General features: G+C 39.8%; 26 protein-coding genes and 1 tRNA gene. 15 read left to right on the top strand and 12 right to left on the bottom strand.

The genetic code is table 11. From position 1 onward, the window contains the following. The first annotated feature begins 9 nt into the window (after positions 1-9). Entirely contained in the window at positions 10-927 is a 918-nt protein-coding gene (gene fmt, locus B3600_RS22065; RefSeq protein ID WP_286754402.1) for a methionyl-tRNA formyltransferase, read from the top strand. Here the strand turns inward: fmt and B3600_RS22060 are convergent. After that, positions 924-1,145, bottom strand: coding sequence for a helix-turn-helix domain-containing protein (locus tag B3600_RS22060; RefSeq protein ID WP_046675813.1), 222 nt, complete (start codon positions 1,143-1,145; stop codon positions 924-926). The genes fmt and B3600_RS22060 overlap by 4 nt on opposite strands. Positions 1,146-1,535: 390 nt before the next feature. On the opposite strand from B3600_RS22060, the gene B3600_RS22055 reads away from it, so the two are divergent. Next, on the top strand, positions 1,536-2,396 hold the full coding sequence (locus B3600_RS22055) for a sigma-70 family RNA polymerase sigma factor (RefSeq protein WP_028068906.1): 861 nt from the start codon (positions 1,536-1,538) through the stop codon (positions 2,394-2,396). 130 nt (positions 2,397-2,526) lie between these two features. Here the strand turns inward: B3600_RS22055 and B3600_RS22050 are convergent, their stop codons facing one another. Continuing rightward, on the bottom strand, positions 2,527-5,382 hold the full coding sequence (locus B3600_RS22050) for a M16 family metallopeptidase (RefSeq protein ID WP_286754401.1): 2,856 nt from the start codon (positions 5,380-5,382) through the stop codon (positions 2,527-2,529). A gap of 244 nt (positions 5,383-5,626) precedes the next feature. On the opposite strand from B3600_RS22050, the gene xerD reads away from it, so the two are divergent. After that, complete coding sequence (gene xerD / locus B3600_RS22045; RefSeq protein WP_070569672.1) at positions 5,627-6,529, top strand: site-specific tyrosine recombinase XerD; 903 nt, start codon at positions 5,627-5,629, stop codon at positions 6,527-6,529. Here xerD and B3600_RS22040 read toward each other — a convergent pair. Continuing rightward, a complete protein-coding gene (locus B3600_RS22040; protein ID WP_286754400.1) occupies positions 6,504-6,644 on the bottom strand; it encodes a hypothetical protein in 141 nt (46 codons plus the stop codon). The genes xerD and B3600_RS22040 overlap by 26 nt on opposite strands. A 163-nt stretch (positions 6,645-6,807) precedes the next feature. On the opposite strand from B3600_RS22040, the gene B3600_RS22035 reads away from it, so the two are divergent. After that, positions 6,808-6,879 (top strand) — tRNA-Arg (locus B3600_RS22035). Between the two features lie 45 nt (positions 6,880-6,924). On the opposite strand, the gene B3600_RS22030 is transcribed toward B3600_RS22035, so the two are convergent. The 3 genes from B3600_RS22030 to B3600_RS22020 all read right to left on the bottom strand — a co-directional run bounded on the left by B3600_RS22030 (position 6,925) and on the right by B3600_RS22020 (position 10,323). After that, positions 6,925-8,004, bottom strand: coding sequence for a hypothetical protein (locus B3600_RS22030; protein ID WP_070569670.1), 1,080 nt, complete (start codon positions 8,002-8,004; stop codon positions 6,925-6,927). Then, on the bottom strand, positions 7,991-8,608 hold the full coding sequence (pnuC, locus tag B3600_RS22025; RefSeq protein WP_070569668.1) for a nicotinamide riboside transporter PnuC: 618 nt from the start codon (positions 8,606-8,608) through the stop codon (positions 7,991-7,993). Before pnuC ends, B3600_RS22030 begins: the two co-directional genes overlap by 14 nt. A 215-nt stretch (positions 8,609-8,823) precedes the next feature. Further along, positions 8,824-10,323 (bottom strand): malate:quinone oxidoreductase, encoded by a 1,500-nt coding sequence (locus B3600_RS22020; RefSeq protein WP_286754399.1) that lies wholly within the window; start codon positions 10,321-10,323, stop codon positions 8,824-8,826. A gap of 513 nt (positions 10,324-10,836) precedes the next feature. Here B3600_RS22020 and fabG point away from each other — a divergent pair. Beyond that, positions 10,837-11,580 carry a 3-oxoacyl-[acyl-carrier-protein] reductase gene (fabG, locus tag B3600_RS22015; RefSeq protein ID WP_046675808.1) on the top strand — a complete coding sequence of 248 codons (744 nt, stop codon included), beginning with the start codon at positions 10,837-10,839 and terminating at the stop codon, positions 11,578-11,580. A 274-nt stretch (positions 11,581-11,854) separates the two neighbouring features. After that, entirely contained in the window at positions 11,855-12,835 is a 981-nt protein-coding gene (locus tag B3600_RS22010) for an acyl transferase (RefSeq protein ID WP_201639401.1), read from the top strand. A 149-nt stretch (positions 12,836-12,984) separates the two neighbouring features. On the opposite strand, the gene B3600_RS22005 is transcribed toward B3600_RS22010, so the two are convergent. After that, complete coding sequence (locus B3600_RS22005) at positions 12,985-13,854, bottom strand: KPN_02809 family neutral zinc metallopeptidase (protein WP_286754398.1); 870 nt, start codon at positions 13,852-13,854, stop codon at positions 12,985-12,987. 278 nt (positions 13,855-14,132) lie between these two features. On the opposite strand from B3600_RS22005, the gene B3600_RS22000 reads away from it, so the two are divergent. Next, entirely contained in the window at positions 14,133-14,714 is a 582-nt protein-coding gene (locus B3600_RS22000; RefSeq protein WP_286754397.1) for a PhnA domain-containing protein, read from the top strand. An 85-nt stretch (positions 14,715-14,799) separates the two neighbouring features. Here the strand turns inward: B3600_RS22000 and B3600_RS21995 are convergent, their stop codons facing one another. Both B3600_RS21995 and B3600_RS21990 read right to left on the bottom strand, forming a co-directional pair. Beyond that, the gene (locus B3600_RS21995; protein WP_070569659.1) at positions 14,800-15,726 is read right to left on the bottom strand and encodes a polysaccharide deacetylase family protein; all 927 of its coding nucleotides are present in this window, start codon (positions 15,724-15,726) and stop codon (positions 14,800-14,802) included. 268 nt (positions 15,727-15,994) lie between these two features. Continuing rightward, a complete protein-coding gene (locus tag B3600_RS21990) occupies positions 15,995-16,558 on the bottom strand; it encodes a hypothetical protein (protein WP_115048048.1) in 564 nt (187 codons plus the stop codon). Positions 16,559-16,767: 209 nt separating this feature from the next. Here B3600_RS21990 and B3600_RS21985 point away from each other — a divergent pair, with 209 nt between their 5' ends. Next, positions 16,768-17,343, top strand: a complete 576-nt coding sequence (locus tag B3600_RS21985; RefSeq protein WP_070569655.1) for an NADPH-dependent FMN reductase — start codon at positions 16,768-16,770, stop codon at positions 17,341-17,343. Positions 17,344-17,376: 33 nt separating this feature from the next. Here the strand turns inward: B3600_RS21985 and B3600_RS21980 are convergent, their stop codons facing one another. Both B3600_RS21980 and B3600_RS21975 read right to left on the bottom strand, forming a co-directional pair. Beyond that, the gene (locus B3600_RS21980) at positions 17,377-18,243 is read right to left on the bottom strand and encodes an aminotransferase class IV (protein ID WP_046675801.1); all 867 of its coding nucleotides are present in this window, start codon (positions 18,241-18,243) and stop codon (positions 17,377-17,379) included. A gap of 19 nt (positions 18,244-18,262) precedes the next feature. Further along, complete coding sequence (locus tag B3600_RS21975; RefSeq protein WP_046675800.1) at positions 18,263-19,309, bottom strand: RluA family pseudouridine synthase; 1,047 nt, start codon at positions 19,307-19,309, stop codon at positions 18,263-18,265. Positions 19,310-19,327: 18 nt separating this feature from the next. On the opposite strand from B3600_RS21975, the gene B3600_RS21970 reads away from it, so the two are divergent. The 7 genes from B3600_RS21970 (at position 19,328) to B3600_RS21940 (ending at position 26,084) form a co-directional block, all read left to right on the top strand. Next, positions 19,328-20,275 carry a 1-aminocyclopropane-1-carboxylate deaminase/D-cysteine desulfhydrase gene (locus tag B3600_RS21970; protein ID WP_053003927.1) on the top strand — a complete coding sequence of 316 codons (948 nt, stop codon included), beginning with the start codon at positions 19,328-19,330 and terminating at the stop codon, positions 20,273-20,275. Between the two features lie 188 nt (positions 20,276-20,463). Beyond that, complete coding sequence (locus B3600_RS21965) at positions 20,464-21,027, top strand: NADPH-dependent FMN reductase (protein WP_046675799.1); 564 nt, start codon at positions 20,464-20,466, stop codon at positions 21,025-21,027. 78 nt (positions 21,028-21,105) lie between these two features. Further along, positions 21,106-21,684: a DJ-1/PfpI family protein gene (locus tag B3600_RS21960; RefSeq protein ID WP_070569652.1), complete on the top strand. Its 579-nt coding sequence runs from the start codon at positions 21,106-21,108 to the stop codon at positions 21,682-21,684. A gap of 10 nt (positions 21,685-21,694) precedes the next feature. Next, entirely contained in the window at positions 21,695-22,072 is a 378-nt protein-coding gene (locus B3600_RS21955) for a hypothetical protein (RefSeq protein WP_046675797.1), read from the top strand. A gap of 244 nt (positions 22,073-22,316) precedes the next feature. After that, a complete protein-coding gene (gene ppk1, locus B3600_RS21950) occupies positions 22,317-24,386 on the top strand; it encodes a polyphosphate kinase 1 (protein ID WP_286754396.1) in 2,070 nt (689 codons plus the stop codon). Positions 24,387-24,510: 124 nt separating this feature from the next. Beyond that, positions 24,511-25,191 (top strand): M15 family metallopeptidase, encoded by a 681-nt coding sequence (locus B3600_RS21945; RefSeq protein WP_286754395.1) that lies wholly within the window; start codon positions 24,511-24,513, stop codon positions 25,189-25,191. A gap of 2 nt (positions 25,192-25,193) precedes the next feature. Next, positions 25,194-26,084 carry a helix-turn-helix domain-containing protein gene (locus tag B3600_RS21940; RefSeq protein WP_070569648.1) on the top strand — a complete coding sequence of 297 codons (891 nt, stop codon included), beginning with the start codon at positions 25,194-25,196 and terminating at the stop codon, positions 26,082-26,084. On the opposite strand, the gene B3600_RS21935 is transcribed toward B3600_RS21940, so the two are convergent. After that, a complete protein-coding gene (locus B3600_RS21935; RefSeq protein WP_286754394.1) occupies positions 26,067-26,774 on the bottom strand; it encodes an HAD family hydrolase in 708 nt (235 codons plus the stop codon). The two genes, B3600_RS21940 and B3600_RS21935, sit on opposite strands and share 18 nt — an antisense overlap. Position 26,775 lies beyond the last annotated feature (1 nt).

Here is a 26,775-nt window from a genome sequence, read left to right as displayed (position 1 = left end):
TCAAGTATTATGCGTATTATTTTCATGGGTACTCCCGATTTTGCTGTAGCTTCACTTGAAGCACTGATTCAGTCTGGCGAACAAGTTGTCGCTGTGGTTACTGTACCGGATAAACCTGCAGGACGCGGACAAAAAATACATGAATCTGCGGTGAAAATATTTGCTAGACAACATAACATCCCAGTTCTTCAACCTGTGAAACTTCGCGATGAAGCATTTCTGAATGACCTCAAAAGTTTTCAGGCGGACCTACAGGTTGTGGTCGCATTTCGTATGCTACCTGAGATCGTCTGGAATATGCCTAAATTTGGAACAATCAACGTTCACGCCTCACTCCTTCCACAATATCGGGGTGCAGCACCGATAAATCATGCCATCATCAATGGCGAGAAAGAATCGGGCGTAACGACATTTTTACTACAGCACGAAATCGATACGGGAAACATCTTATTGTCGAAAAAAGTTACCATCAAAGAAACCGACAATGCCGGCGATCTCCACGACAACCTTATGGTGGCTGGGGCAGAAACGCTCCTTCAAACCATCCAGCAATTGAAGGCCGGCACTTTGCAGCCTAAACCTCAAGACGTCCTTCTCACCACGGAGCCACTCAAACACGCACCAAAAATCTTCAAAGAAGACTGTAAAATAAACTGGGATCAGCCCACTGCGGAGGTTTATAACTTCATTCGCGGTTTAAGCCCTTATCCAGCGGCATTTACCCTCTTAAATGATAAGGTACTAAAAATCTATCGCACAGAAAAAGAGCTTGCCCATACAGCTACAATACCGGGCACCGTAGAAACTGACAAGAAAAGTTTCTTAAAAATTGCGACACAAGACGGCTATATTGTCATTTCTGACCTTCAACTCGAAGGCAAAAAAAGAATGAATGTAGTCGATTTTTTAAAAGGCTATCGATTTTAACCTTTTTCATCACCACCATCATAATATTGCAGCAGATCACCAGGCTGGCAGTCTAGCGCTTTGCAGATCGCTTCAAGAGTATCTAATCGCAATGCCTTCGCCTTTTGATTCTTGATGATTGAAAGATTGGAAAGGGTAATTCCGACGTTGTCACTCAATTGGTTAAGCGACATCTTTTTCTCTTTCATTATTTTATCCAAGTGAATTAAGATTGGCATAATATAATTTTTATTCTTTTAAATTTATTTAATGTCACTAATAAAACAAAAGATCCATCTTTTTGTTTTATCATAAAATTATCATTTTAAAATAAATTTGAGGAATGCATGGTGCATAATAAATCAGCTGCCGACGAGTTAAATTGTTTAGAACAATAAAAAAAATTAAACCTTTTAGCTCTTTAAATATCAAACAGTTGAATATTACAGCAACAGATAAGAGGAAAAAAAAATATTAAAATGGAATAGTTTTTGATGATTAAAAATTGAAACTCAAAAAAGCCTAACTCATTAAATATGAGTGGCTAGATAATCAATTTTCCATTAATAATTCAAAAATTTTTCGTATTTTCGCAAACATTTCTTAGAGAGGAGAATTAATAAAAATTAATGAGACAGCTCAAAATTACACAATCTATCACCAATCGTGAGTCACAGTCTTTGGACAAATACTTACACGAAATTGGTAAAGTAGACTTAATTACAGCAGAAGAAGAAGTAGAATTAGCACAGCGTATCCGCGAAGGCGATCAAGTTGCCTTGGAAAAATTGACTAAAACCAACCTTCGTTTCGTAGTATCAGTAGCAAAACAATATCAAAATCAAGGTTTAACCTTAGGTGATTTAATCAATGAAGGTAACCTGGGCTTAATTAAAGCGGCTAAACGTTTTGACGAAACAAAGGGGTTTAAATTCATTTCTTATGCCGTTTGGTGGATTCGCCAATCTATTCTTCAAGCAATTGCTGAACAATCGCGTATCGTACGTCTGCCATTGAATCAAGTTGGTTCATTGAGCAAAATCAGTAAGGCTTTCTCAAAACTAGAACAAGAATACGAACGGGAACCATCTCCAGAAGAATTGGCGGATATCCTTGAAACCACAGTAGACAAGGTTTCGGATACGCTAAGCAACTCTGGCCGTCACGTATCTATGGATGCTCCCTTTGTTCAAGGTGAAGAAAACACACTTTTGGACGTTTTGGAGAACCATGATCCAGACACAGACAGTTCTTTGATTGATGAATCTCTGTCAGAAGAAATCAAACGATCATTGGCAACATTAACAGAAAGAGAACGTGAAATTATCGTGCTTTTCTTTGGCTTAGGTTCCAATCACCAATTGTCGTTAGAGGAAATCGGAGAAAAATTCAATTTAACACGTGAGCGCGTTCGTCAGATTAAAGATAAAGCTCTTCAACGTTTGAGACACACTTCAAGAAGCAAAATCTTAAAATCCTATTTGGGTTAACAAGAGATACTTATTAGACATTTTGGCAATCCCAATCAGAAATGGTTGGGATTTTTTGTTCCTAATTTTTTGGCCAATAAAAAAGGGTTGCCTACTACGCAGGCAACCCTTCTGTTTTCCAGGACTCCTGTTATTTAGAATCCGGCATCAAAATAAATTCAAAAAGTCGATCTCTTTTCAAATATTTTCCGGCAACATCCTGCACCGACTTCGAAGTTACCTTCTTCAAATTGTCTATTCTACGTGTATATCGTGCAAGATCAAGATCATTCTGATAAGAACTTGATATATAATTCAGCCAATAACCATTTTCACGAAGATTTAACTCATTTTGTCGCTGCTGTTCTGCTAGGAACTTTTCGATATCTCCATTTTCAGGGCCTTTTTCCTGAATCTTTTTTACTTCATCCAAGGCCGAAGTGATTAAAGCATCAGCCTTATCTACTGCCGAACCAAAACCAATGGAGAAAGCATAACGTGCTTTTGGCAGCTTACTGAAACTCGCCCGAGCGCCCACGCCGTAAACTCCACCTTCTTTTTCACGGAGTCTTTCCAACAATTTGATCGTCAACACACTCTCCAAGGCTTCCATATTCACATTTTCAATTTCATTATAGGTATAGTCCCCATAGTAGGCCAATTGCGTACTTGCCTTCTCCTCTTTGCCTTTATGAACAACTACGCGCTCGCCCTTGCTTGGCTCCAGAATATTTAAATCCTTGTAGCTTTCTCCTCTTTTAAGGGCCGGCAATGAAGCCAGGTAGGTTTCTAAATAAGGCTTGATCTGATTCTCGTCAAATGACCCCACAATTGTAAACACAAAATCCGAAGCATCAGCAAATCGTTCTTTGTAAATTGCCAAAGCACGCTCCCGATCAATTTTATTGATCGTTTCTACCGTTGGGTTTTGCCGGCGGACATTGTTGCCATAAAGCACTTCTTTCACTTTATCCGAGAATACATTATTTGGATTGCTCAACCTATTTTCCAAAGATCCTTTTGCCCGGGTCATGGTACTCTGGAAAATATCCTGATCCAATCGAGGCTCGGTAAAATAACCATAAATCAATTCAAAAGCATTCTTCAAGCCTTCTTTATCTGTACTACCTGAAATACCTTCGTAACGTTCGGAGATATACGGAGAGATGGAGACATCTTTTCCTGAAAGATACTTCGTAAGCTCAACGTTGTTCATTTGTCCAACGCCGCTTGCATCAATTAAAGAAGACGCATTGGAGGCTGAGAAGTAGTCTGCATCACTATAGCCTGATGTTCCACCCGGACTATACGCCATAATCTGTATCTCATCATTTTTAAAGTCCGTAGGCTTTAAGATTACTTTCACACCATTGCTTAAGATCAATTCTTTCGCTTGAACGGCGTCAATACTTTTTGACGATACAACAGTGCCTTTTACGGGCTCTTTTGAAAGCAAGGGAAGATTGGAAACTTTATCTTCATATGCTGTCACGGGACTCTCTTCCACTGCCTTTACCCAGCCCATCACGGTAGACTCAGCGGGTAAGTTGGCCTTATCCTTTTCTGGCCCCATAACTAAAACATCGCGGTTCAGATCGGTATAATATTTTTTCACCAAACCATTCACTTCCGACAGTTTCAAGGTTGGTAACAGCTGTTTTGTCAAACGATAAGCGTTTTCATTACTTAAAGCCGGTTCATCATCAATAAAAAAATTGAGATAACGGTTTACATAGCTATCCGACTTCTTTTTATCACGCTCGATAAATGACATCTCGTTACCCTTTTTCATATCGGCGATGGCACGATCCAACTCCGTCTGTGTAAAACCGTATTTTTGAATGCGCTCAAATTCGGTTAACATCGCTTTAAATCCGGATTCCAACTCGCCTGGTTTAGGCACTACCAACAATGAAAAAGTATTAAGGTTAGCAACAAAATCGCTGATACTTCCACCTGCCTGCATAAAAGGAGGGTTCGGTTGTTGCATCAATTCAGAAAACCGCCCCGCGATCATCTGATTGAACACATTCTTCAACAGCTCGTTTCTGTAATCTCCTACCGTGGAAACCTTTTCTTTTTCGCTTTTGATCAAAATCTGTGCAACAGTGTAGGGCAGTTCCGGATCTGAAATAGCCAAGAACTGGTTCTTGTTTAACAGATCGACCCGATATTTTTTACGCTCCAACGCTTTTTTGGGCATTTTCATATCGGAAAACAATACTTTCACCCTTTCTTCCATCTCCTTGGGATCAATATCTCCAACGATGATCAGGGCCTGTAAATCCGGGCGATACCAGTCTTCATGGAATTTGCGTATTTCTGTGTAGGGAAATGTTTTCAGTATCTGTTCAGTTCCGATCGGCAAACGCTTGGAGTAAAGGGAACCATTGAGCAACATCGGAAAGTATTGATCCTGTAAACGCTGCTGTACTCCTCTTCCACCTCGTTTTTCTTCGAGAATAACACCCCGTTCTTTATCAATTTCTTCGCCATCCAACAAAGCGTCCTGAGCCCAATCGCGCATTACCTGCAAACCATTTTTTAAAAGTTCAGGATCGTCAGAAGGAATGGGCAGCTGATAAACGGTCTGGTCAAAGCTGGTATAGGCATTGAGGTCCGATCCAAATCGAACCCCCGCTTTCTGCAGGTAGTTAACCAATTCATTCTTTGGAAAGTGCTTCAGGCCATTGAAGTTCATATGTTCTAAAAAATGGGCCAAACCAAGCTGTTTTTCATTTTCTAGAATAGAGCCGGCCTTCATACCCAAATACATGGTAACACGGCCTTTAGGCTCGCTATTTTTACGAATAAAGTATGTAAATCCATTTTTCAGTTTCCCTGTGATGACTTCATTGTCGAAGGGTAATTTTTGATTCAGCGCCAAACTATCTTGGGATAGAATCGCGCGCGCTTCCGCAGTTAATGTGGTTGGCATTTTTGCTTCTGCTATATAGAACGTAGCCGGTAATAGAAAAGCTAATGCGAGTGGTTTAATGAATTTCATACAAAAAAATGTCTTTTTTCAGTTATTTTTGCTAATTGTTTTATATTAGGGTAAACGGAACAGGAGATCAATTGTCCCGATAAATCGTAAAATACAGATTAATACTTTTTTCATTATCCAAGGAGGAATCGGGACCCGCTATAAGGGAACGTCTCTTTGTATCACTTATAATCTGTAAAAATTCCACTTAAAAATACAGAATAACTTTCGAAAAGAACAACAGTTAATTGTAATTTTGTTGCAAATGGATTTTGAAAACTGGACTGATATAAAAAAAGAATTCGAACAATTCTTAAAGTTCGAAAGAGGCTTAAGCGTTAATTCAATTGATGCTTACTTAAATGACGTATCCAAATTTCAGATCTACTGCGAAGACAATCATTTGGTTTTAAATACTGTAACGAGAAAAAATATACAGGAGTTTTTGGCTTGGTTGCAGGAGTTTAATATTTCACCCTTCACACAATCCAGGCTGATCTCTGGCCTGAAGACTTTCTTTAGCTTTTTGATGATCGAGCATGAATTCGTCCACAATCCGACAGATCTTCTTCAGGCGCCACGCTTGGCACGCAAGCTGCCCAGCGTTTTGAGCATACATGAGATCGATCAATTGATCGCGGCAATCGATCTTTCTTCACCCGAGGGTGAGCGCAATAAAACGATCATCGAAATCTTATACGGATGCGGTCTCCGTGTTTCCGAACTTGTCACACTCAAGATATCGAACCTTTTTTTAGATGTTGAATTTATCAAAGTTGAGGGCAAGGGAAGCAAAGAACGCCTCATTCCAATTGGTCAACACGCCATTAAACACCTCCGTATCTACTTAGAAACGATCAGACCTCATATCAAGATTAAGGCCGGAAATGAAGATATTGTATTCCTCAACAGAAGAGGCGCCGCATTATCTCGGGTAATGATATTCTTGATCATCAAAGAACTTGCCTTAAAAATCGGTTTACAAAAAACCATCAGCCCACATACCTTTAGGCATAGTTTTGCATCACATTTAGTGGAAGGCGGGGCAGATCTAAGAGCTGTACAAGATATGCTCGGTCATGAAAGCATTACCACGACCGAAATATACACACACATCGATAGGGACTACCTTCATTCCGTTATTACGCAATATCATCCACGGTCGTGATGAATGTCCGATCACCTTTTGCCAGCTCGGCCATCCAAATGAACTGTACTGCTTTATTCAGGGGCAATCGTGCTAGCCACCTCTCATTCCACATGGCCCGCCCGATGCTAAGCATATATGGAAACTATTATAGCATTGACGTAAAAAAATAGAGAATTGACAAAAGCTAAACGCTAAAATACTGACGATAAGATGCCTTAAAAATTGATTGCTAAAAGATATAATTTTATCACAAAGATTGTTTGTAAGATCTAGAAAATAGTATATCTTTGCCAGACGTTCCCGTAGTTCAATGGATAGAATTTCAGATTCCGGTTCTGACGATGTGGGTTCGACCCCCGCCGGGAACACATCCTATTTAACAACAAAGACTATCCTAGGATAGTCTTTGTTGTTTAGAAGCTCTTTTGCAATAACTTGTGTTGCGAAGCCGTAAAAATATTCCGGAAGATGATATTGATTTCATGGTCAATGGCGGCCCCCGAAATTCCGGTGTGTGGATAGAGTCTTATCGTATTTGTTAAGATAGATTCCACAAAATCTCTACTTTGTATCCCTATCTGTTCATAAATCGCTGCATTATCATTTCCATCGTGAAGATTTTCCCAAGAAAGAGCGGCCAAATTCATGATTGCTTCCCTCCGATTAACATAATCTTGCTGAAATTCATCGAGTACCCTAAACGCTTCTTTACTTTCAGTCTTCTCCCATTTGGATTGATTGCTTTTTAACACAAATAGTTTTTCGATTAAATCCAAAAAGCGCTTATACATTCCCGTAAAGTTGGCCAGTAAAGTCAATTCCGCAAAAGGCATAAAGGGATATTGATACAACAGCTCGCGACGTGTACTTTTTGCCGCATCAATCTCAAAAGACTGCCTGCTATCAACGAGAACGTCTTCCAGCGAAAAAGAATGCGAAGCTGTAGCTTCCAATCCAAATGTATCCCAGTCATAGTGAATCAGTACATGATCCCGATCGACAAAAAATGATTTTATCAGCGGTTCACCTTTTTCGTCCAAAACGGGTTTTCCCGCCTCCTGAATTGCGGCATTTAATGTGAAGTGCGTTAAATGTGGCGCTCCGGTAGCATATCTCCAGAAACCACGGAGTCGATAGTGGTCCCCTTCACGCGTAGCAGTACCAGATGCCTGTCCACTACCTCCGAAACAAACCCGATCCGTTTCGAAAATTTGATTTCCTATAAGGGGATCAATAAAACCGACAAACAGATTTGCTCCTGAACATAAGGTTACTGTCCAGGCTAATCCCCCATCCCAATAAGCCAGATCAGCCAATAAACTGAGTCCTTCAGGTACACTTAACCCCAATCCACCTAATGCACGGGGAACCCAAATCTTAAACCACTTCCGACGGTAAATCAGATCCAGTTGTCCATCTGACAACGTTTTCTGCTGAATTCCTTTTGCCTGATTATCTTTCAGTATAGCGATATCTTCGCTATTGAATTGCATATCTTTCTTCACGTATTATTCTCCTCCAATTAAAATACCCACTAAATGCCATAACAAATAAAAATAACGTCAAGCCCGAATAAAGAAACAGCCCTTTATGGATCAGTAAAGGAATTGCCATCAGATTACTGATATTCAACAATATCCAGTTTTCTATCTTCCGCTTTGCCAATAACCACATCCCTGCCCAAGCTGTACAGGAAACTGCAGAATCCCAAAGCGGTACATCAGAATCTGTTAAGTGTACCAATCCGAAATAAAACAACAGAAAACCGACAGCACATATGCCACCTACTATCCACCATTCTTTCGGCTCACAGTGTGTTATGGGCGTAGCTACATCACGACTATATTTCCAATAGATCCAGCCATAGATGCTCATGATCAAGTAATAGAGATGTAGCAATATTTCGGCATATAGTTTCGCATGGAATAATACGTATACAGAAATTAAGATACCAATAATCCCAAAAATGTAATTGATCGATTTATTTTGCCGGGAAAACCAAACTTGTAAAACACCAAAAGATACCCCCAACCATTCCGCAATGGTGGCCTGTTGAATCTGTTTTACAAAAGCTTCGAAAATTGTTTCAGAAGTCATCGCCTTGTTTATTATATCGTGTCATTCATAATAAACCTATGGGAGAGAAACGGCTATTTTTTATTGAAATTAAATCCCTACGCCAGCATTACCTGGATCAGGTATATAAAAGCGATTGTACAAGGAGGTACAATCGCTTTTATTGGGTATAATCTCAGCCGAGAATGACCATGGTCATTCCAAGCACCCCATAAGTATATTTTCTGTCGAATTGATTATTCTATATCAATCAATTTCAACGTTTTGTGCGTACGCGTACGCGTTTCTTTACAAAGTTGCGCATCATCGTTCAATGATTTCCCGTGTGAAGGGATCATTTCACGTAGTTTTTTACGGTATTCATCTGATTTGGCACGTTCAGGGAAACATCTCTTCAACAGGCTGATCATAATAGCCACTGACGTCGAAGCTCCAGGAGACGCTCCTAATAGCGCAGCAATAGAACCATCGGCACTCGAAACGACCTCTGTACCAAATTCTAAAATTCCACCTTTCTTTTCATCTTTCTTGATGACCTGAACACGTTGTCCTGCTTTCTCGATAACCCAATCCTCCAATTTAGCTGTAGGCATAAATTGTTTTAAAGACTCCAGTTTATCTTTTGGTGACTTCATGACTTCAGTAATAAGATACTTCGTCAACGGTAAGTTGTCAAGTCCGGCTGATAACATCGGACGGATATTGGACAATTTGATAGAAGCCGGTAAATCGAAGTAAGACCCCTGTTTTAAGAATTTAGTTGAGAAACCTGCATATGGTCCAAACAATAACGCTTGCTTGCCATCAATATAACGTGTATCTAAGTGCGGTACAGACATTGGAGGCGCACCGACAGAAGCTTTACCATACACCTTCGCATGGTGTGTATTAATGATCTCTTCATTCACACAACGCAGCCATTGGCCTCCCACCGGGAATCCGCCATAGCCTTTCGCTTCGGGTATTCCAGATTTTTCCAACAATAACAACGAGTGCCCACCGGCTCCAATAAATACAAATTTTGCCTTGATTTCTCGCTTTGTTCCTGTCTTTAAATCTTTGACTTCCACTTCCCAGCGACCGTCATCTTCACGTTCGATGTCAATTACTTCGTGGTTTAAGGAAATCGAAATATTTTCTTTATTTTCAAGATTAGCGATCAAATCACGTGTCAACGACCCAAAATTTACATCAGTACCCAGATCCATTTTTGTCGCAGCGATTTTTTCGTCTGCCGCACGTCCTTCCATCATCAATGGAATCCACGATTTCAACAATGCTGTATCTTCGGTATATTCCATCCCTTTGAACAAGTTTTGGGTCGTTAGTGTTTCCCATCTTGTCTTTAGAAATTTAGCGTCTTTTTCACCAAAAACCGCACTCATGTGTGGAATACTACGGATAAAATTTTCAGGTTGGGCAATAATGCCTTTATCAACGAGGTAGGACCAAAATTGCTTAGAGACTTCAAATTGCTCGGCAATTTTCACTGCTTTATCAATCTTGACAGAACCATCTTTCTGTTCGGGGGTATAATTTAACTCGCATAAAGCAGAGTGACCCGTGCCAGCATTATTCCATGCGTCAGAACTTTCAGCAGCCACAACATCCAAACGCTCAAGAATTTCAATATTAACGTCTGGGCTTAATTCATTGATTAGAGTACCCAAAGTAGCACTCATAATACCGGCGCCGATCAGAACAACGTCAACTTCTTTATTTGATTTTTTGCTCATGTTTTTGTGATTGATGCAAATTTAATATAGTTTTTGGTAAACGTCCAAGTCTTTTGTCAAAAAACTGTACTTTTTAGAACCACTTATTCAAAAATACCATTGATTTATTAAAATAATCCTAAGTGAGCAATCGCTTACCGTAAAATTCTAAAAATGTTACCTTAAAACACTCCCCCACTCCAAGATAAACACAGGGGCAGCACACAATGTTTTTCTATTTTAAACCGTTATTTATCGAAAGATTTTGTGTTATAATATAGTTTTAACATTTTTGCAGAACGTCGATAGGCAATAGTGTACACGATGGCTAAAAAATAAGATCATTTATTCGCTCATACTATAGCATCGAGAAAAACACAAAGACTGTGGCATAACCAAGATAAACCTAATGGAAGCGAGTTCATGTATCGTGTTGAATTCCAAGATCAGACGGGCTGTGAGCGAAAGAAAGCACGAGGAAAATGGTCATAAATGCCATAGTGTAATTAATTGAAGAACAAATAACTTATACAGATGAAAATACTTGAAGGAAAAATTGCTTTAGTAACAGGAGCATCAAAAGGAATCGGAAGGAAAATTGCAGAAGTGTTTGCACAACATGGTGCTAACGTCGCTTTTACGTATCTTTCTTCTGTCGAAAAAGGACAGGCGTTGGAGCAGGAGCTTCAGGCTTTTGGCACCAAAGTGATTGGTTATCGCTCTGACGCTTCAAAATTTGAAGAAGCAGAACAATTGATCAATGCGATCGTCGCTGATTTTGGCGGATTAGATATTGTTGTAAATAATGCTGGTATCACAAAAGACGGCCTGTTAATGCGTATGACCGAAGAGAATTGGGATGATGTACTAAATGTCAACTTAAAATCTGTCTTTAACGTTACAAAAGCTGCTTCAAAAATTATGATGAAAAACCGTAAAGGTTCATTTATCAATATGTCATCCGTTGTTGGCGTTCAAGGAAATGCTGGTCAGGCAAATTATGCTGCATCAAAAGCTGGTATCATTGGGTTCACAAAATCGGTCGCTAAAGAATTAGGTTCTCGTAATATCCGTGCAAACGTAGTTGCTCCAGGCTTTATACGTACCGAAATGACAGATGTACTGGATCCTAAAGTTGTGGCAGGATGGGAAGCTGGAATTCCATTGAAACGTGCTGGCCAACCAGAAGATGTTGCCAATGCATGTCTTTATTTAGCATCTGACTTATCGGCATACGTAACCGGACAGGTTCTTCCTGTTGATGGTGGTATGTTATAAAAAATAACAGGCTTAGGTCAAGTTTTCTTACCTTGACCTAAGCCTGTTCTCTAGTTATGTTTTACGACGATCCCGATCTATCTACCCCTCTAATCCGGTTATACTGGACAAAGACACTATACTGCTCCTTCTGTTTACAGAATTTTCTGTCTCCACATACCTGTATTATTAATAATACCAAACATCTTCAATAGGCTTCTGATAAGAAGGAATCTATAGATCGCCTCCAATATTTACAAATTTTCGTTAATTTTGTCGATCAAATTTAAATGCTATGGCGAACTGGAAGGATTTTTTTGAAATTAAAACCGAGGATGATTTTAATCAGCATTGTTTAGATACCTACCAATTCCAGAGCCAGCATTGTAAGGTTTATCGTGACTATATCAGCCTCCTCGGCAGAGAAAAAGACCTTATTCAGCACTATACGGATATTCCTTTTATGCCTATTGAATTTTTTAAGACGCAACAGGTTATTGCTGAAGGAATGGAGGCTGAAATCGTATTCTCGAGTTCGGGTACAACGGGTATGGTCACCTCAAAACATTTAGTCGCTGACCTCCGTATTTACGAACGCACTTTCCGTCGTATTTTTGAAGACTTCTATGGGCCACTGAGCCATATTGCCGTACTGGCCCTTCTACCCTCATACCTTGAAAGAAGCGGTTCATCTTTAATCTACATGATTGATGATCTCATGAAGCAAAGTGAGCAGCCTGAAAGCAATTATTTTCTCTATAACCACCAAGAGCTTTACGATACACTTGTGGCGCTCAAAAATAAAGGCACAAAAACAATCCTTTTCGGCGTAACGTACGCCCTACTCGACTTCATTGAACAATACGCCTTTGAATTTCCTGAACTGATTATTATGGAAACTGGCGGAATGAAAGGTAAGCGCAAGGAAATGGTCAAACAGGAAATCCATAAACTCCTGGAAGAAGCCTTTTCCGTCCATGGAATCCATTCGGAATATGGCATGACAGAATTACTCTCACAAGGTTATTCTTCAGGTCAGGGAATTTTCCATCTTCCCAAATGGATGAAAATCTTGATTCGCGACACCAATGATCCATTGAGCCTAATTCCCATGAATAAAACTGGTGGTATCAACGTTATCGACCTTGCGAATCGTTACTCGTGTTCATTTATAGCCACGCAGGATTTGGGTAAAGTATATCCAGATGGATCTTTTGAAATATTAGGACGTTTTGACCAAAGTGATATCAGGGGATGTAATTTGTTGGTTCAATAATGATCCAACATGATTCAGCACGGGTTTTGTGATGATCCTTTATATTCCCAAATAAATGAAAGCGTAGGTGGTGAAACACATAGGGCAATTAAATTAAAACACCTGTTCATGATGTGTGAACAGGTGTTTTTTCATTCGAAGTATGATCTTTATTTCAGACTCGGATCTTCAAAGGTGTTGCCCGATCGCATATCCCCCGAATCATATCCCTTTTTAAACCATTCCATACGTTGAGCGGACGTACCATGCGTAAATGATTCAGGAACAGCATAGCCCTGTGCCTCTGTCTGTAATTTATCATCTCCCACTGCTTCGGCAGCTTTCATACCGTCCATAATATCATTATAATCGATTTTTATATCGGTATATTCATTGAGATAATGCGCCCATACTCCAGCATAAAAATCAGCTTGCAGTTCGGTCATCACAGAGATCCGGTTATTTTCGCGTTCACTCATTTGCCCACGGGCCTGATTGGTCTTTGGTAATAAACCCACCAACTGTTGGATATGGTGTCCAACCTCATGGGCAATTACATACGCCATGGCGAACTCTCCCTTCGCCCCGAATTTATCCGACAGTTCTTTACTAAAGCTCAGATCCAGGTAAATCTTTTGATCGCCAGGACAATAAAAAGGTCCGTAAGAGGCCTGTCCCATGCCACAACCATCCGTTTGTGTACCACCATCATAAAAAACAAGGGTAGTAGGCGTATAACTCTTCTGCATCTGCTCTTTAAACAGCTTTGCCCAAACATCCTCTGTACTTTGGAGTACAGTCAAGGAGAATTCGGTTAGCCTTTTTTCTTCAGGATTTAACTCACGTGGCTGCCCCGACTGTTCTGTCTGCGCCCCCATATTTTGGGCTTGCTGTAAGAGTTGCATCGGATCTCCACCCATCAAAAATCCAATGACCAAAACAATAATTCCACCAATTCCTCCTAAAGCAATTTTTCCACCACCCGACATTCCTCTGCGGTCTTCAAAATTACCACTTTGCTTTCCTCCTTGCCATTTCATAGTATTTCTATATTACAGTTAATAATCTTTTCTAATGTTGGATAAACACAAATTCGGTACCAATGTTCTACATGAAGTAGATTTATTTGAATAAAAAACTCATGCTACAATTTACATCATAGCTCGCTCATATCATAAATTTACCGGTAAGAAAAGATAGTCATTAGCAAAAACAATGCTTTAAAGGGACAAAAACAGGAGTTATTCCCTCAGTCGTGATATTCGTCATTGTACATCAAAACAAATTTGGCTAAGTTTGGGCTTTCAAAAAAACTGACATGAAATTAGAAGAACAATTACAAGCGAGAGCTGGCGGAAAATGTGAGCTGACAGGCGAAGATTCCACTTTAATTGCTTATACATTACCACCGGAAATAACATCAAATTTGGACAATACTTTACTGATTTCAGAAACATTGGTCAATCAGCTCAACAAAACGGAGCAATTAAATCCGGACGATTGGAAATTCCTTCCAAATGCAATGTGGTCCGAGAACCCATCGGTACAAATTGTATGTTGGCGTATGTTAAACCGACTAAAAAATGAAGGTTGGGCGTCTGAAGCATTGGATATTCTCTATTTAGACGATGAGACACTAGCTGAAGCTAAGAAAACTGGAGACCATGAAAATGACGGCTATGTTTCATTTCATGAAGATAGCATCGGGCAACGACTATTGGAGGGCGACACTGTTGTTCTGACAAAAACGCTTGATGTGAAAGGCTCCTCTTTAAAAGCGACTTTAGGTACCGTGGTTAAGAATATTCGACTTGTAGCAGACAATATCGAACAAATTGAAGGAAAGATTGAAGGTCAAACCATCGTGATTCTGACCAAATATCTCCGTAAACAAAATTAAGATAGACTTTTCGTCTAAATAATTAAGGCTTAAACTGGGGAACTCCTGTTTAAGCCTTAATTATTTAAATAGATACTAGTTGCCACTATTGCGGATAATTCCGCACAAATTCGAAACGATAGTTTGGATGTTGTTTGAGACTATCGATCAAGTCCGATAATAGCCGCTGCCCTTTTTTCGTTTGGTACATATTGTCATGTGTCAAGAGCACAACATTGTTCTTTGTATAAGACGTACCTTTGCGGAGTAAATTCTTCATTTGGGTATACAATTGATTCACCGATAGGTCCGGTTTCCCTGTAACACCATTAATCTTCCACTCACAATCCCAACCAATTACTTTATAACCATTTTGGTGTAGTAGCTCGGCCGTCGAAGCCCCACTTTTCAAATCAACCTTTTTGCGGTCTCCGATATACCAGATATTTCGTCCCGGCAGCCGCACTATCTTATGTGTTAAGCCCAGCGATTGCTCAGCAAGTTCAAAATCTTCAAAGGCCGTCTGCGCATTCGAATAGAATGTACTGTACTTATTATGTGCATGCCAGTAACTGTGGTTGTAACAATCTACTAATGGATTATTTTTATAACGTTCTGTAAAGCCGTGTAACTTCTTACTCATCTTGTCATGATTACCAATCAGAAAAGCATTGATTTTAATGCCTTTTGCTGTCGCAATGGAATCAAGGTGCTGACTTCCATTTAAGGGTCCATCGTCAAAAGTGAGATAAATGTATCGTGGAGAAACAGTATCAGTCAACAATACCGTTGTATCTTTAGCTCCTTTGTAGTCCACATCTTCTTCCATTTTTGTAATGGTGTCTTTCCGTAGCGAATCTACTTTACTTATTGAATCCTGCACGGCAAGTAAACTATCCTTTTTTGGTGGCATAGAGTCAACAGCCCCCACATTTTGCACCTTATTTGTCCCACTTTGATTGCAGGAGTAAAATCCCAAAATAGATATACTTAACCCTACCCATACAACACCCGAATTAACTACTTTTCTCATTACAAAAATTAACTTACCATCACAATTATTTCACAAATACTCAAAATCATCTAAAATAAGCTGATTTCAGTCCCGTGTTGCGCAAAATTAATATATTTTTCATTAATAAAGCTGTTATGTTATTTAATTTATTGTGCATGGCACTCAAAGCGTCATGATTTCGCATGCCTCCAGCGCTACGAAAGCAGACCAGCTGTTATTTCCGGCCAAAAAAAAGGAACCTATGTTGATATAGATTCCTTTTTTATTCTGTTATTCAGCTACTCAATTAATCCCGATGTCTTCCGCCATGACCGTTACCTCGCCCGTGTCCATGTCCCTGATCATTGCCACGCCCGTGACCACCTTCGCGACCTCGTCCATAACCGCGGTCGTTTCCTCTATCGTATCCCCGACGCTCACCCCATGAATGTTCGCGGCTTACCCGACGCTCGCTTGCAAATGAATATCCACCACCATGATGACTGTCTCGAATGGCGACCTGCCTTCCCCGATAACCGCCATAACGGCTTCTGTAGCGATCGTGATGATGCCAAGGTGTGCGATCGTTGATTACTACTTTATGCACCCGATAAAAATCGTAATGTCTATATCGTCTCGGTAAACTTGCTCTTCTTATCCAGCCGCCGTTATCATAATAAACGTAACATCTCGCGGGTACATCGTAATACATATTGTATTCTGGCATATAATAATAACGCGCGTAATCATAACCCGCTGGCCCCCAACTAGGCTGACTTCCAATATTGACACTGATACTCACTTGCGCCTGTGCGGCTCCCGCCGTAAAAAGGCCTGCAATGATCGCCGCCGCATAAAACAATTTTTTCATAAGTAGCTCCTCCCTTAGTTTGTAATTTCTTCTTTACAATACGACAACAAACAGTATGCAAAAGATTAATGTTCAAATGTTAATTTTTGTTAACGCAACAATAAAAACCTCATTTTGAACAGGTTGAAAATAGTGTAATTCACAAAATACCCCAAACCTTTTTGAAGGATCCGTTGTTCAGATTGATAGGACTTTAATGAATAATTACCATGAGTATATATAACGTAGGCATATTTGTCGGCAGCTTGAGAAAGGAATCTTTCAATAAAAAGATCGCACAGTTTATCCTCGACCAGGAGGAATCGAAATTTAGCTATCGCATGATTGATATCGGCGATCTCCCCTTATATAATCAGGATTTTGACGATGCTGGTAACCCACCGGCTAGCTATACCCGTTTCCGTCAAGAGGTCGCGTCCTTGGATGCTGTGCTTTTTGTTACCGCAGAGTATAACCGTTCGATTCCGGCGGTATTAAAGAATGCGATTGACGTGGGTTCGAGACCCTATGGAAAAAATAAATGGGATGGTAAACCTGGCGCAATAATTTCCTCATCAACGGGAGTTTATGGGGGCTTTGGGGCCAACCATCATTTGCGTCAATCACTTGTCTTCGTCAATATCCCAACGATGCAGCAACCTGAAGCTTATCTGGGCGATATCGGCAGCTGTATCGGTCCAAGTGGAACAGTGGAATTAGCAAAAACCAAAGATTTTCTCCGCAGCTTTAAAACAGCATTTGAGCAATGGGCTGAGCGAATCATTCATACAAAAAGGCAGAATTAAGTTCTGCCCTTTTGTATGAATGATCAAATTAAACTAGTCTTGTTCATCACTGAGGTCATAGTTCCAATGCTGTAATTTTTCCTGTAAGATCCGCGATATCTTATTGAAATAGCGCTTTTGCTTATAGCCCATTACCCATTGTACCCCCTGTACAGCATTGGTACAGAAAATCTCATCTGCCCTTTTCATGATTTCGGGGCTTATCTGTGCTTCCACCACTTCTATACCTTCATCCTGTGCCATGTCCATGACTACCCGACGCATCACCCCTTCAATACATCCTTCGGATAATGCTGGTGTATAAAGCACCTTTTCATAATAGACAAAGATATTTGAAATTAAGGATTCACATAGGTAACCTTCCTGATTTAGAATTAACACATCATCAAAAGCCATTTTCTTTTTATAGATGCCAGCTAACACATAAATCTGCGCATTTAAAGATTTAATCTTTGAAAGATCGCTATAAGGTTTTTTGAATTCATTGTACAGCCCTACAATCAAACCGACCTTCTTATCGCGAAGATTAGGTTCTATGCGCTGCACCTGCAAAACAAAACCAGGTTTATTACTCGTCGGACTATACAATCCGCCACCAGATCTAAATACGATCAACCGGATACGAACCTGCTGTCCCAACATATTGTTTTTACGGATTAATTCTTCGGATCTCGAACGAATAAAAAATGCATCGAAAAGGTTTGCATCATCCAAATGAATCAACTCCATTCCTTTTTGTAAACGCTCGACATGAAAATTTAGAAAGCGGATATCACCATCCTTATACAACATCGTTTCGAACAGTCCGTCCCCATAACGAAAACCTCTATTCTCAATGCTAAATATTTCCTGATCTTCCGGCACTACATTGCCATTGAAATTGATATAGTTTGTTGGCATCTTAATTTTGTTCTAAATTTTAATCATGTTCTATAGCCATTGAATTTGCCGCATATCCGCGCCACTTTTCTAAAGCTAAACGAAAATCTTCCGGATATGGTACCTCAAAATACATATTTTCTTTTGTAGAAGGATGAATAAATCCCAATACTTGAGCATGAAGTGCTTGTCGCGGCAGCAATGAAAAACAGTTATCCACAAACTGCTTGTACTTTGAAAACACGGTACCTTTTAAAATCTTATCGCCGCCATACATGGCATCATTAAATAGCGGATGACCAATAGATTGCATATGCGTACGAATTTGATGTGTACGTCCCGTTTCTAATTGACATTCTATTAGGGTAACATAGCCCAGTCGCTCCAAAACTCGGTAATGTGTCACTGACCAACGCCCCTTGTCTTCACTATCATACATCGCCATGATACGTCTGTCTTTTAGATGACGTCCAATATAACCTGTGATTGTTCCGTCCTCTTTTAAATCTCCCCAAACTAATGCAATATATTTACGGGTAATGCTGTGATCGAAAAACTGCTTTGCCAAAAAGGCCATTGATTTTTCATTTTTAGCAATGACCAATAATCCGGAGGTGTCTTTATCGATTCGATGCACTAAACCCGGGCGATCGGAGTTTCCAGGTAGCTGTGGCAGCTGCTGTATATGATACGTTAATGCATTGACCAAGGTTCCTGTATAATTATTATATCCTGGATGCACGACCATTCCCGCCTCCTTATTCACGATCAACACATCGTCATCCTCGTATTTGATATCTAATGGAATGTTTTCAGGATAAACTTCGTTATCCCGTGGCGGATCAGGTAGCACCAATGTAATCACATCATCAGGTCTAACCTTATAGCTCGCCTTGATCTCCTTACCGTTAACCATGACAGAACCAGCTTCAATAGCATGCTGAATTTTGCTCCGCGTAGCATTTTCCACCCTGTTCATCAGATATTTATCAATGCGGAGTAATGCTTGCCCCTTATCCACCTCAATACGTAGATGCTCAAATAATTCCTGTTCTTCCTGATCTTGCGATCCAATTTGTTCTGTCATGCTACAAAAATAAACCAAATGAAACAATTTTCGTTAAATTTGTTTTCATTTAATGTTATGTTGCCGTTCAAAATCCATAGTCCCGAAACTGAATTGTGCCTTCCGGCCTGGGAGAAGAAGCATATTAAAGTAACGCTTAAGCGGGATGACCTCATACATCCGTTTATTTCGGGCAATAAGTGGCGAAAATTAAAATATAATCTGGAAGAAGCAGTGCAGCTAGGGAAAAGCCATCTGGTTACATTTGGCGGGGCATGGAGCAACCATCTTTTGGCTACTGCTTGCGCCGGCGCTACCTTCAAGTTTAAAACAACTGCTTTTGTTAGAGGTGAAGAAGGGGTTAACAACCCTGTTTTAACGATGTGTCGTCTTTTTGGGATGCAGCTTATTTACGTCGACCGCGAATCTTACCGAAATAAAGAAAATTTATACGAGCGTTATTTTGGTCAGGATCCGACGACATTCTATATACATGAAGGCGGTTACGGTATGCTCGGAGCGAAAGGTTGCGCCGAAATCGTTGACGAACTCCAACATGAATATCAGCATATTTTTACAGCCTGTGGTACAGGAACAACATTAGCGGGAATAGGCAATGCTGTCGAAAAACGAGATCTATTTACCCATGTACATGGCGTTCCTGTTTTAAAAAATGGTGGCTTTATTCAAACGGAAGTCGATCAACTTTACCCCAACATCCCCCCGCCTATTTTACACCTTGATTATCATTTTGGTGGTTATGCCAAATCCAACGCCGACTTGCTCGCCTTCGTTCAACATTTTATAGCATCCACAGGAATAATGATTGAACCTACTTATACCGGCAAATTGCTCTATGCCGTGGATGACCTGATCAAAAAGGACTACTTTACCCCCGCCGATCAGGTACTCGTAATACATACCGGCGGACTTACAGGCCTACTTGGCATGTACGAACGTTTTAATTTTCTTGATCTACATCAATAAATAAAGCAGAACACCCCACAGAGACATTTGATTGACATTTCTTCAGCAATTATATTGTAAGTTTGACCCGATTTAAAAATAAATCAAATCGAAAACATGCGAAAACCATGATTTTCCAAAGGTAACAGCGAGGCCAGTATGGGGTATTTTTAACCCTATGCAGCACCTCATAAATTAATGATATAAAGATGAAAATATTAGCATTTGCAGGCACAAGCAACAAAAACTCAATCAACAAAACATTTGTCACAAGTACTTCAAAATACTACAAGGAAGCCGACGATACCATCGAATTGCTAGACTTAAACCATTTTGAAATGCCGATCTATTCTTACGACAAAGAAGTCGAGTTGGGCATTCCTCAATTGGCACATGACTTTGCAGCTAAAATGGATGCCGCAGATTTCCTGTTGATTTCTTTGGCCGAACATAATGGATCCTATACCACAGCTTACAAAAATATCGTTGACTGGGTTTCACGGATTCCTAACCGTAAATTATTCAACGGCAAACCTGTTTTCTTATTGGCTACTGCCCCTGGTCCAATGGGAGGTGCCACAGTTTTGAACACTGCTGTCAATCGAATCACTTGGGACGGTGCCGATATATTAGATTCCTTTTCTCTTCCCGAATTCCACAAAAACTTTGAAGAAGGTAAAGGTATTATCGACCCGACTTTAAGAAGTCAATTAGAAGCTAAAGTACGTAAAACAAAACGTGCACTTGCCGAAAAATTATCCGTTCAGGGTTAACAAAAGATTAACAAATAATCATTGTAAAAACCTCTTTTAATATGTAAATTGAAAACCTATTAAAAGAGGTTTTTTGATATGGCAAAAAAAATATTACTACTTGTAGGAGACTTTGTAGAAGACTACGAAGCAATGGTTCCATTTCAAGCAATGGGTTCTATAGGGATAACGGTAGATGCAATTGCTCCAGACCGCAAAAGCGGGGATGTAGTTCCCACAGCAGTACATGATTTCACTGGTGATCAGACCTACAAAGAATTGCGCGGGCATAATTTCGCAATCAATAAAGATTTCGACCAGGTAAATGTTGAAGACTATGACGGTCTATATATTGCTGGCGGACGATCGGCAGAATATATTCGACTCAACAAACGTGTTTTGGAGATTACGAAACACTTCTTTGAGCACAACAAACCTGTGGCGGCAATATGTCATGGTATCCAGGTGTTAACAGCTGCAAAAGTACTCGCAGGTCGTACATTGACAGCCTATGTTGCTGTAGGTCCAGACATTGAATTAGCAGGCGGCACATGGAAAAATATTCCTGCAGATCAAGCGGTCGTAGACGGAAATTTGGTCACCTCTCCTGCTTGGCCAGGACATCAGGCAATTTTAAAAGAGTTTTATAAGTTATTAGGTATTACTATTACAATTTAAGTGTTTTTTAATGAAGAAGAATAAAAGGTTATGGCTTTTGGTCATACCGATTTTAGTGCTGCTGGGTTTTATTTTAAAAGATAGCTTCAATCAGAAAAGTATTGAAGATTTACCGGGAGGTTTTAAGGAAGTCGCTTTCGTCAGAAATGAACAAAATAAAGGCGGTATCATACGCATCTATGCCGTTACAGTAGGTGACCTGTTGAACGCAGATTATACAGGCTGTCTTGACTTGATGCCTGTCAATGATTACGGAAGCACAACAACGGTGTATTTCTTCGATCGAAGTGCACCTTATCCAACAAGCTTATCAATTGACACACCCCATTTTGACACGACGAAATACAAAGCTATTCAAATTTCCAAAAAGTACGGAAAGAAGAAATAGACGAAATCAAACATAATGACATGTCCCTCAAAGTCTGCTAGACTTTGGGGGATTTTTTTTGCCATGCTATGCTCTACCTTGTAGCGGTTATTTCTAGGGAAGAAGAATGATGGCAAAAATGCACCTTAAAACGATGCTCGAAATACATGAACAAAAAATAACTTAATAATTCTTTAACACAAAAAAGTTCGATTATCCCCTGCAGAGCTATAGTTTTGCTTTTTAAATTTACGTATATTTAGCTATGGCGAAAAAATTTATTCCTAGAGACGTTAGTTGGTTGAGCTTTAATGGCAGAGTACTTCAGGAAGCTGCGGATGAGACTGTCCCTTTACCCTTAAGAATCAAATTTTTAGGTATATTTTCCAATAACCTCGATGAATTTTTCCGCGTGCGTGTTGCAGGTCTAAAACGGGCTATAGACCTCAAAGATAAAAGTGCCAATCAATCCTTCTATGAAGATCCTCAGCTTATCCTAGAAGAGCTCAATATCCGGGTCATCAAGCAGCAAAAGAAATTTGACAGTACCTGGAATCGTATCCAAAAAGATATGGCCAAACAAAATGTCTATATTAAGACCAGTGAGGAACTCAACCCCGAACAACAGAAGTTTGTGAGTGACTATTATCAGGATGACGTAGAATCGAACGTCATTCCGCTGATATTGGACGATGTGCGGCCTATGCCTTATATTCGGGATAAGAGCCTTTATTTGGGCATTGCGATGGGAAAACAGGAATGGCAGTACGAAACCAAATTTGCACTCATCGAAATCCCGACCAGTCAAAATGGACGCTTCGTCCAGTTGCCATCGCCAAAAGATGAAAAACACATCATACTTTTGGAGGATGTTATCAAGTTTAATCTTCCTCTGATATTCTCCTATTTCGGTTTTGATGTATTCAATGCACATGTATTTAAAGTCACAAAAGACGCCGAATTTGACATTGACAATGACATCAACACGACGCTGGTCGAAAAGATAAGCAAAGGGGTAAAAAATAGAAGAAAAGGTAAACCTACCCGATTTATTTTTGATCAAGAGATGGACCATAAATTGGTAGAATTCCTGATCAAGAAACTTAACCTTTCAAAAAAAGACAGCATCATTCCAGGACAAAAAATACACAACTTCAAACACTTCATGGATTTTCCCAATGTGTTTAAATCCTATAATCAGCCCTTGGAACGGACGTCCTTTCCACACCCCTATTTCAAGAACTACGAACGTGTAACCGATACCGTATTGAAAAAAGATGTGCTGCTCTCCTTCCCCTATCATGAATTTAGACCGATCATTGATCTACTTCGTGAAGCAGCGATGGATCCAGATGTGAAAACCATCCAGATTACGGCATACCGCTTAGCCTCGAATTCAAAAATTGCAAATGCCCTGATTAACGCAGCCCGCAATGGAAAGGAAGTCACCGTGATGCTTGAACTTCGGGCAAGATTTGATGAAGAAAACAATTTGGACTGGAAAGAGAAACTTGAACTGGAAGGCATCAAGGTATTGACCGGTATCCCAAATAAAAAGGTCCATGCAAAACTATGCGTCATCAAAAAACGTATTGGAATGAAAACGATCCAGTATGGTTTTGTCAGCACAGGAAATATCAACGAAAAAACGGCTAAATTATACGGAGATTACTGCCTGTTAACGAGTAATAGGGATGTTATTGCCGATATAAATAAGGTTTTCAATTACCTGAGACGTCCTAAGTCAAATCCGGCTGAAATTATCAAAAATTGCAAAAGTCTGTTGATATGCCCAACGGATATGCGCAGGGAACTTCTACACTACATCGATCAGGAGATTACCGAAGCCAAGGCTGGTCGAAAAGCATATATTATTGTCAAGGTAAACTCACTGAGCGATAAAGAAATGATTAAAAAGCTCTATGATGCCGCAACAGCTGGTGTCAAAATAGACCTTATCATCCGGGGAATCTACTGTGCAACAAATCAAAAAACCTTTAAATTGCAAATGAATGCCATTTCAATCGTCGATGAGTATTTGGAACATGCACGTGTGATGTATTTCTACAACGCTGGCCGAGAGCAGCTATTTATTTCCTCGGCAGATTGGATGACAAGAAACTTGGATCATCGCGTCGAAGCAGCGGTCAAAATAACAAGTAAAAAAATCAAGGAAGATTTAAAAGAAATGCTTCAGATCCAGCTCAATGATAATGTCAAGGCCCGTATACTCAACAATTCACTGAGCAATCATTACGTTGAGAATAAAAAGGCGCCATGCCGTTCGCAGATTGAAATATACAATTATCTGAGAAAAAAATTAGCGGATCATTAGTGGGCTGTTGATCAATACGAGCACAAATTGGTCAATAAGCTGAATTCAAGATCATTCTTATCATTACGAACGAGAATAACGTTTTATATTATATTAATTAAGACACAAGTTGTATCTTCATTCCATGAAATTTAACTTGTGTCTTATATTTGCCTTAAGCCTTTCCACGCTTTCTCTCAGTGCGCAGGAAAAGACCATGCCTTCAGATTTTGTATACGTCAAGGACATTATTCCAACAATAAGTTTAGAAATGCGTTATTTTGGTAGCCACAACTTCACCGGAAGGCCAATTCAAGGTTATGAAAAACCAGTCGCTATTTTAACGAAGCGCGCAGCGCTAGCACTGCAGCAGGTCGAGAACCATTTAAATAAAAAAGGTCTTGGCCTGAAAATATTCGATGCCTACCGTCCGCAACGTGCTGTTGACAACTTTAAAACATGGTCCTTAAACACCAAAGATACCATCGCAAAAAGGGAATTCTACCCGCTTATCAATAAGAAGAACTTGTTCAATCTAGGCTTTATTGCCTCCAAATCAGGCCACAGCCGTGGCAGTACAGTCGATCTAACGCTCATTAGCTTAAAAGATCATAAGGAGATTGATATGGGTGGACCTTTTGATTTTTTCGGCGCAGTCTCCCATCATCACTATGCGCATCTGACCGTCCAACAGAAAGAAAATCGGAAGATTTTAAAAGAAGCGATGGCTAAATTTGGCTTCAAAGCTTATGATAAGGAATGGTGGCATTACACTTTGCAAGATGAACCTTATCGTAAAACCTATTTTGATTTTATCGTAAAATAAACATGTCTGTAAAGGAAACTCCCATCAAAAACAAGGGTTTTTATGTCTTTCATTTTAAGGGCAACAAATCGAAACCTGTATTTAGTTCCGAGCAGCAGCAGATTTTAACAAAAGGAGACCTCTATTCGCTCTGTTTAATAAAAAAAGGTGAGACATCCTTCATGATTAATAATGAACGGGTACAGGTTGCTCAAAATCACCTTTTGTTAACCAATCCATCCTCCCGAGTGAATGGCTCTTCGGTCGTCAAATCTTGGGATTGTGAGGTATATTTGATTTTCTTTACGCTAGATTTTAGCTTCAAACTGGACTTTCAAGAAGATTTCTTCGAGGTCACCAAAAAGTCGCTTGCCTTAAGTGACAGTTACATCTGGTCGCTATCGAACCAAGATTCGATCAACTTATCTAACTTATTTAAACAGTTTATTCATTACGACCGACAAGACTCTAGCTACCTTTTCAAACATCAGATTATTAAGTCATTAACAGAAATATTATTTTGTGAAATAGCTCGTCTAGGAAGCCAAAATATGCGAAATACACCCGCTATTCCCTCCCGGAAAAGAGAGATTCTGGCCAATTTTCATTTGCTACTAAAAAAGTCGTTTCATAAAGAACACATGGTGCAATTTTATGCGATGGAACTTGGCATCACAGCGAAACACCTATCGGTGATTACCAAGGAACTAACTGGAAAATCAGCAATAGAACTTATTCAGAACGTTTTAGTGGAGGAAGCAAAATCATTACTTTGCCAGGGGCTTCCTATCGGAGAAATTGCAGTGAAATTACATTTCTCGGATCAATCTTTTTTTGGTAAATTCTTTAAGCGAAATGTTGGAATCTCGCCTAAAGAATTTCGTCAGAATCTCTACTTAAACAAAGTCGATTAAATCGAAGATGCTTGTAAATTGCTGGTCTGCAGCTCCAGTATCCTGCAATTTATCCTCGCCCCAAGTCTGCCCTTTCAACCATAAGGTTTGGCAGCCAACCGCTTTGGCAGGTACCATATCTTTACTATAGGAATCACCCACCACCAATACCTCTTGTGCAGGAAGTCCTATTTTAGTTACACCTAAGGCATAAATGGCAGGATCAGGTTTGCGCACACCGACGACAGCCGACTCCACAACTTCCTGAAAATAAGATAGAATCCCAAAATCATCAAGGACCGATTTTAAATTACCATAAAAATTGGAAACCATGACAATCGGATATTTTTCATGGAGTGAATTTAACAGTGGTTTTACCTCTTCAACCGTATTCTTCGCCAATGAATAACCGTCAAAGGCTATTCTATTCGCTAATGATCGGTCTAAGTCGTACCCTGCAGCAATAAGATAATCAAATTGCACAGTGAGCTTTGCTTCAAGCACTTCCAAAAAATTAAACTGCGGTTTAATAATAGGTTGTAAAGCCATCTGACGTTCCGCGTAGGTATAGGCCTCCTGAAAAGCGTTCAAATTTACGGGAACCTGATATTTTTCATAACCCGACCAGATAACAGCTCCCCAGTGGCCGCCATTGGTGTCTAAGGTTCCACCATAATCAAAAATAATTCCTTTAATATTAAACTTATCCATG

Origin of the sequence: Sphingobacterium sp. UBA2480 (assembly GCF_002341965.1) — a bacterium.
Lineage (GTDB): Bacteria > Bacteroidota > Bacteroidia > Sphingobacteriales > Sphingobacteriaceae > Sphingobacterium > Sphingobacterium multivorum.
This window is presented reverse-complemented; position numbering and strand designations above follow the sequence as displayed.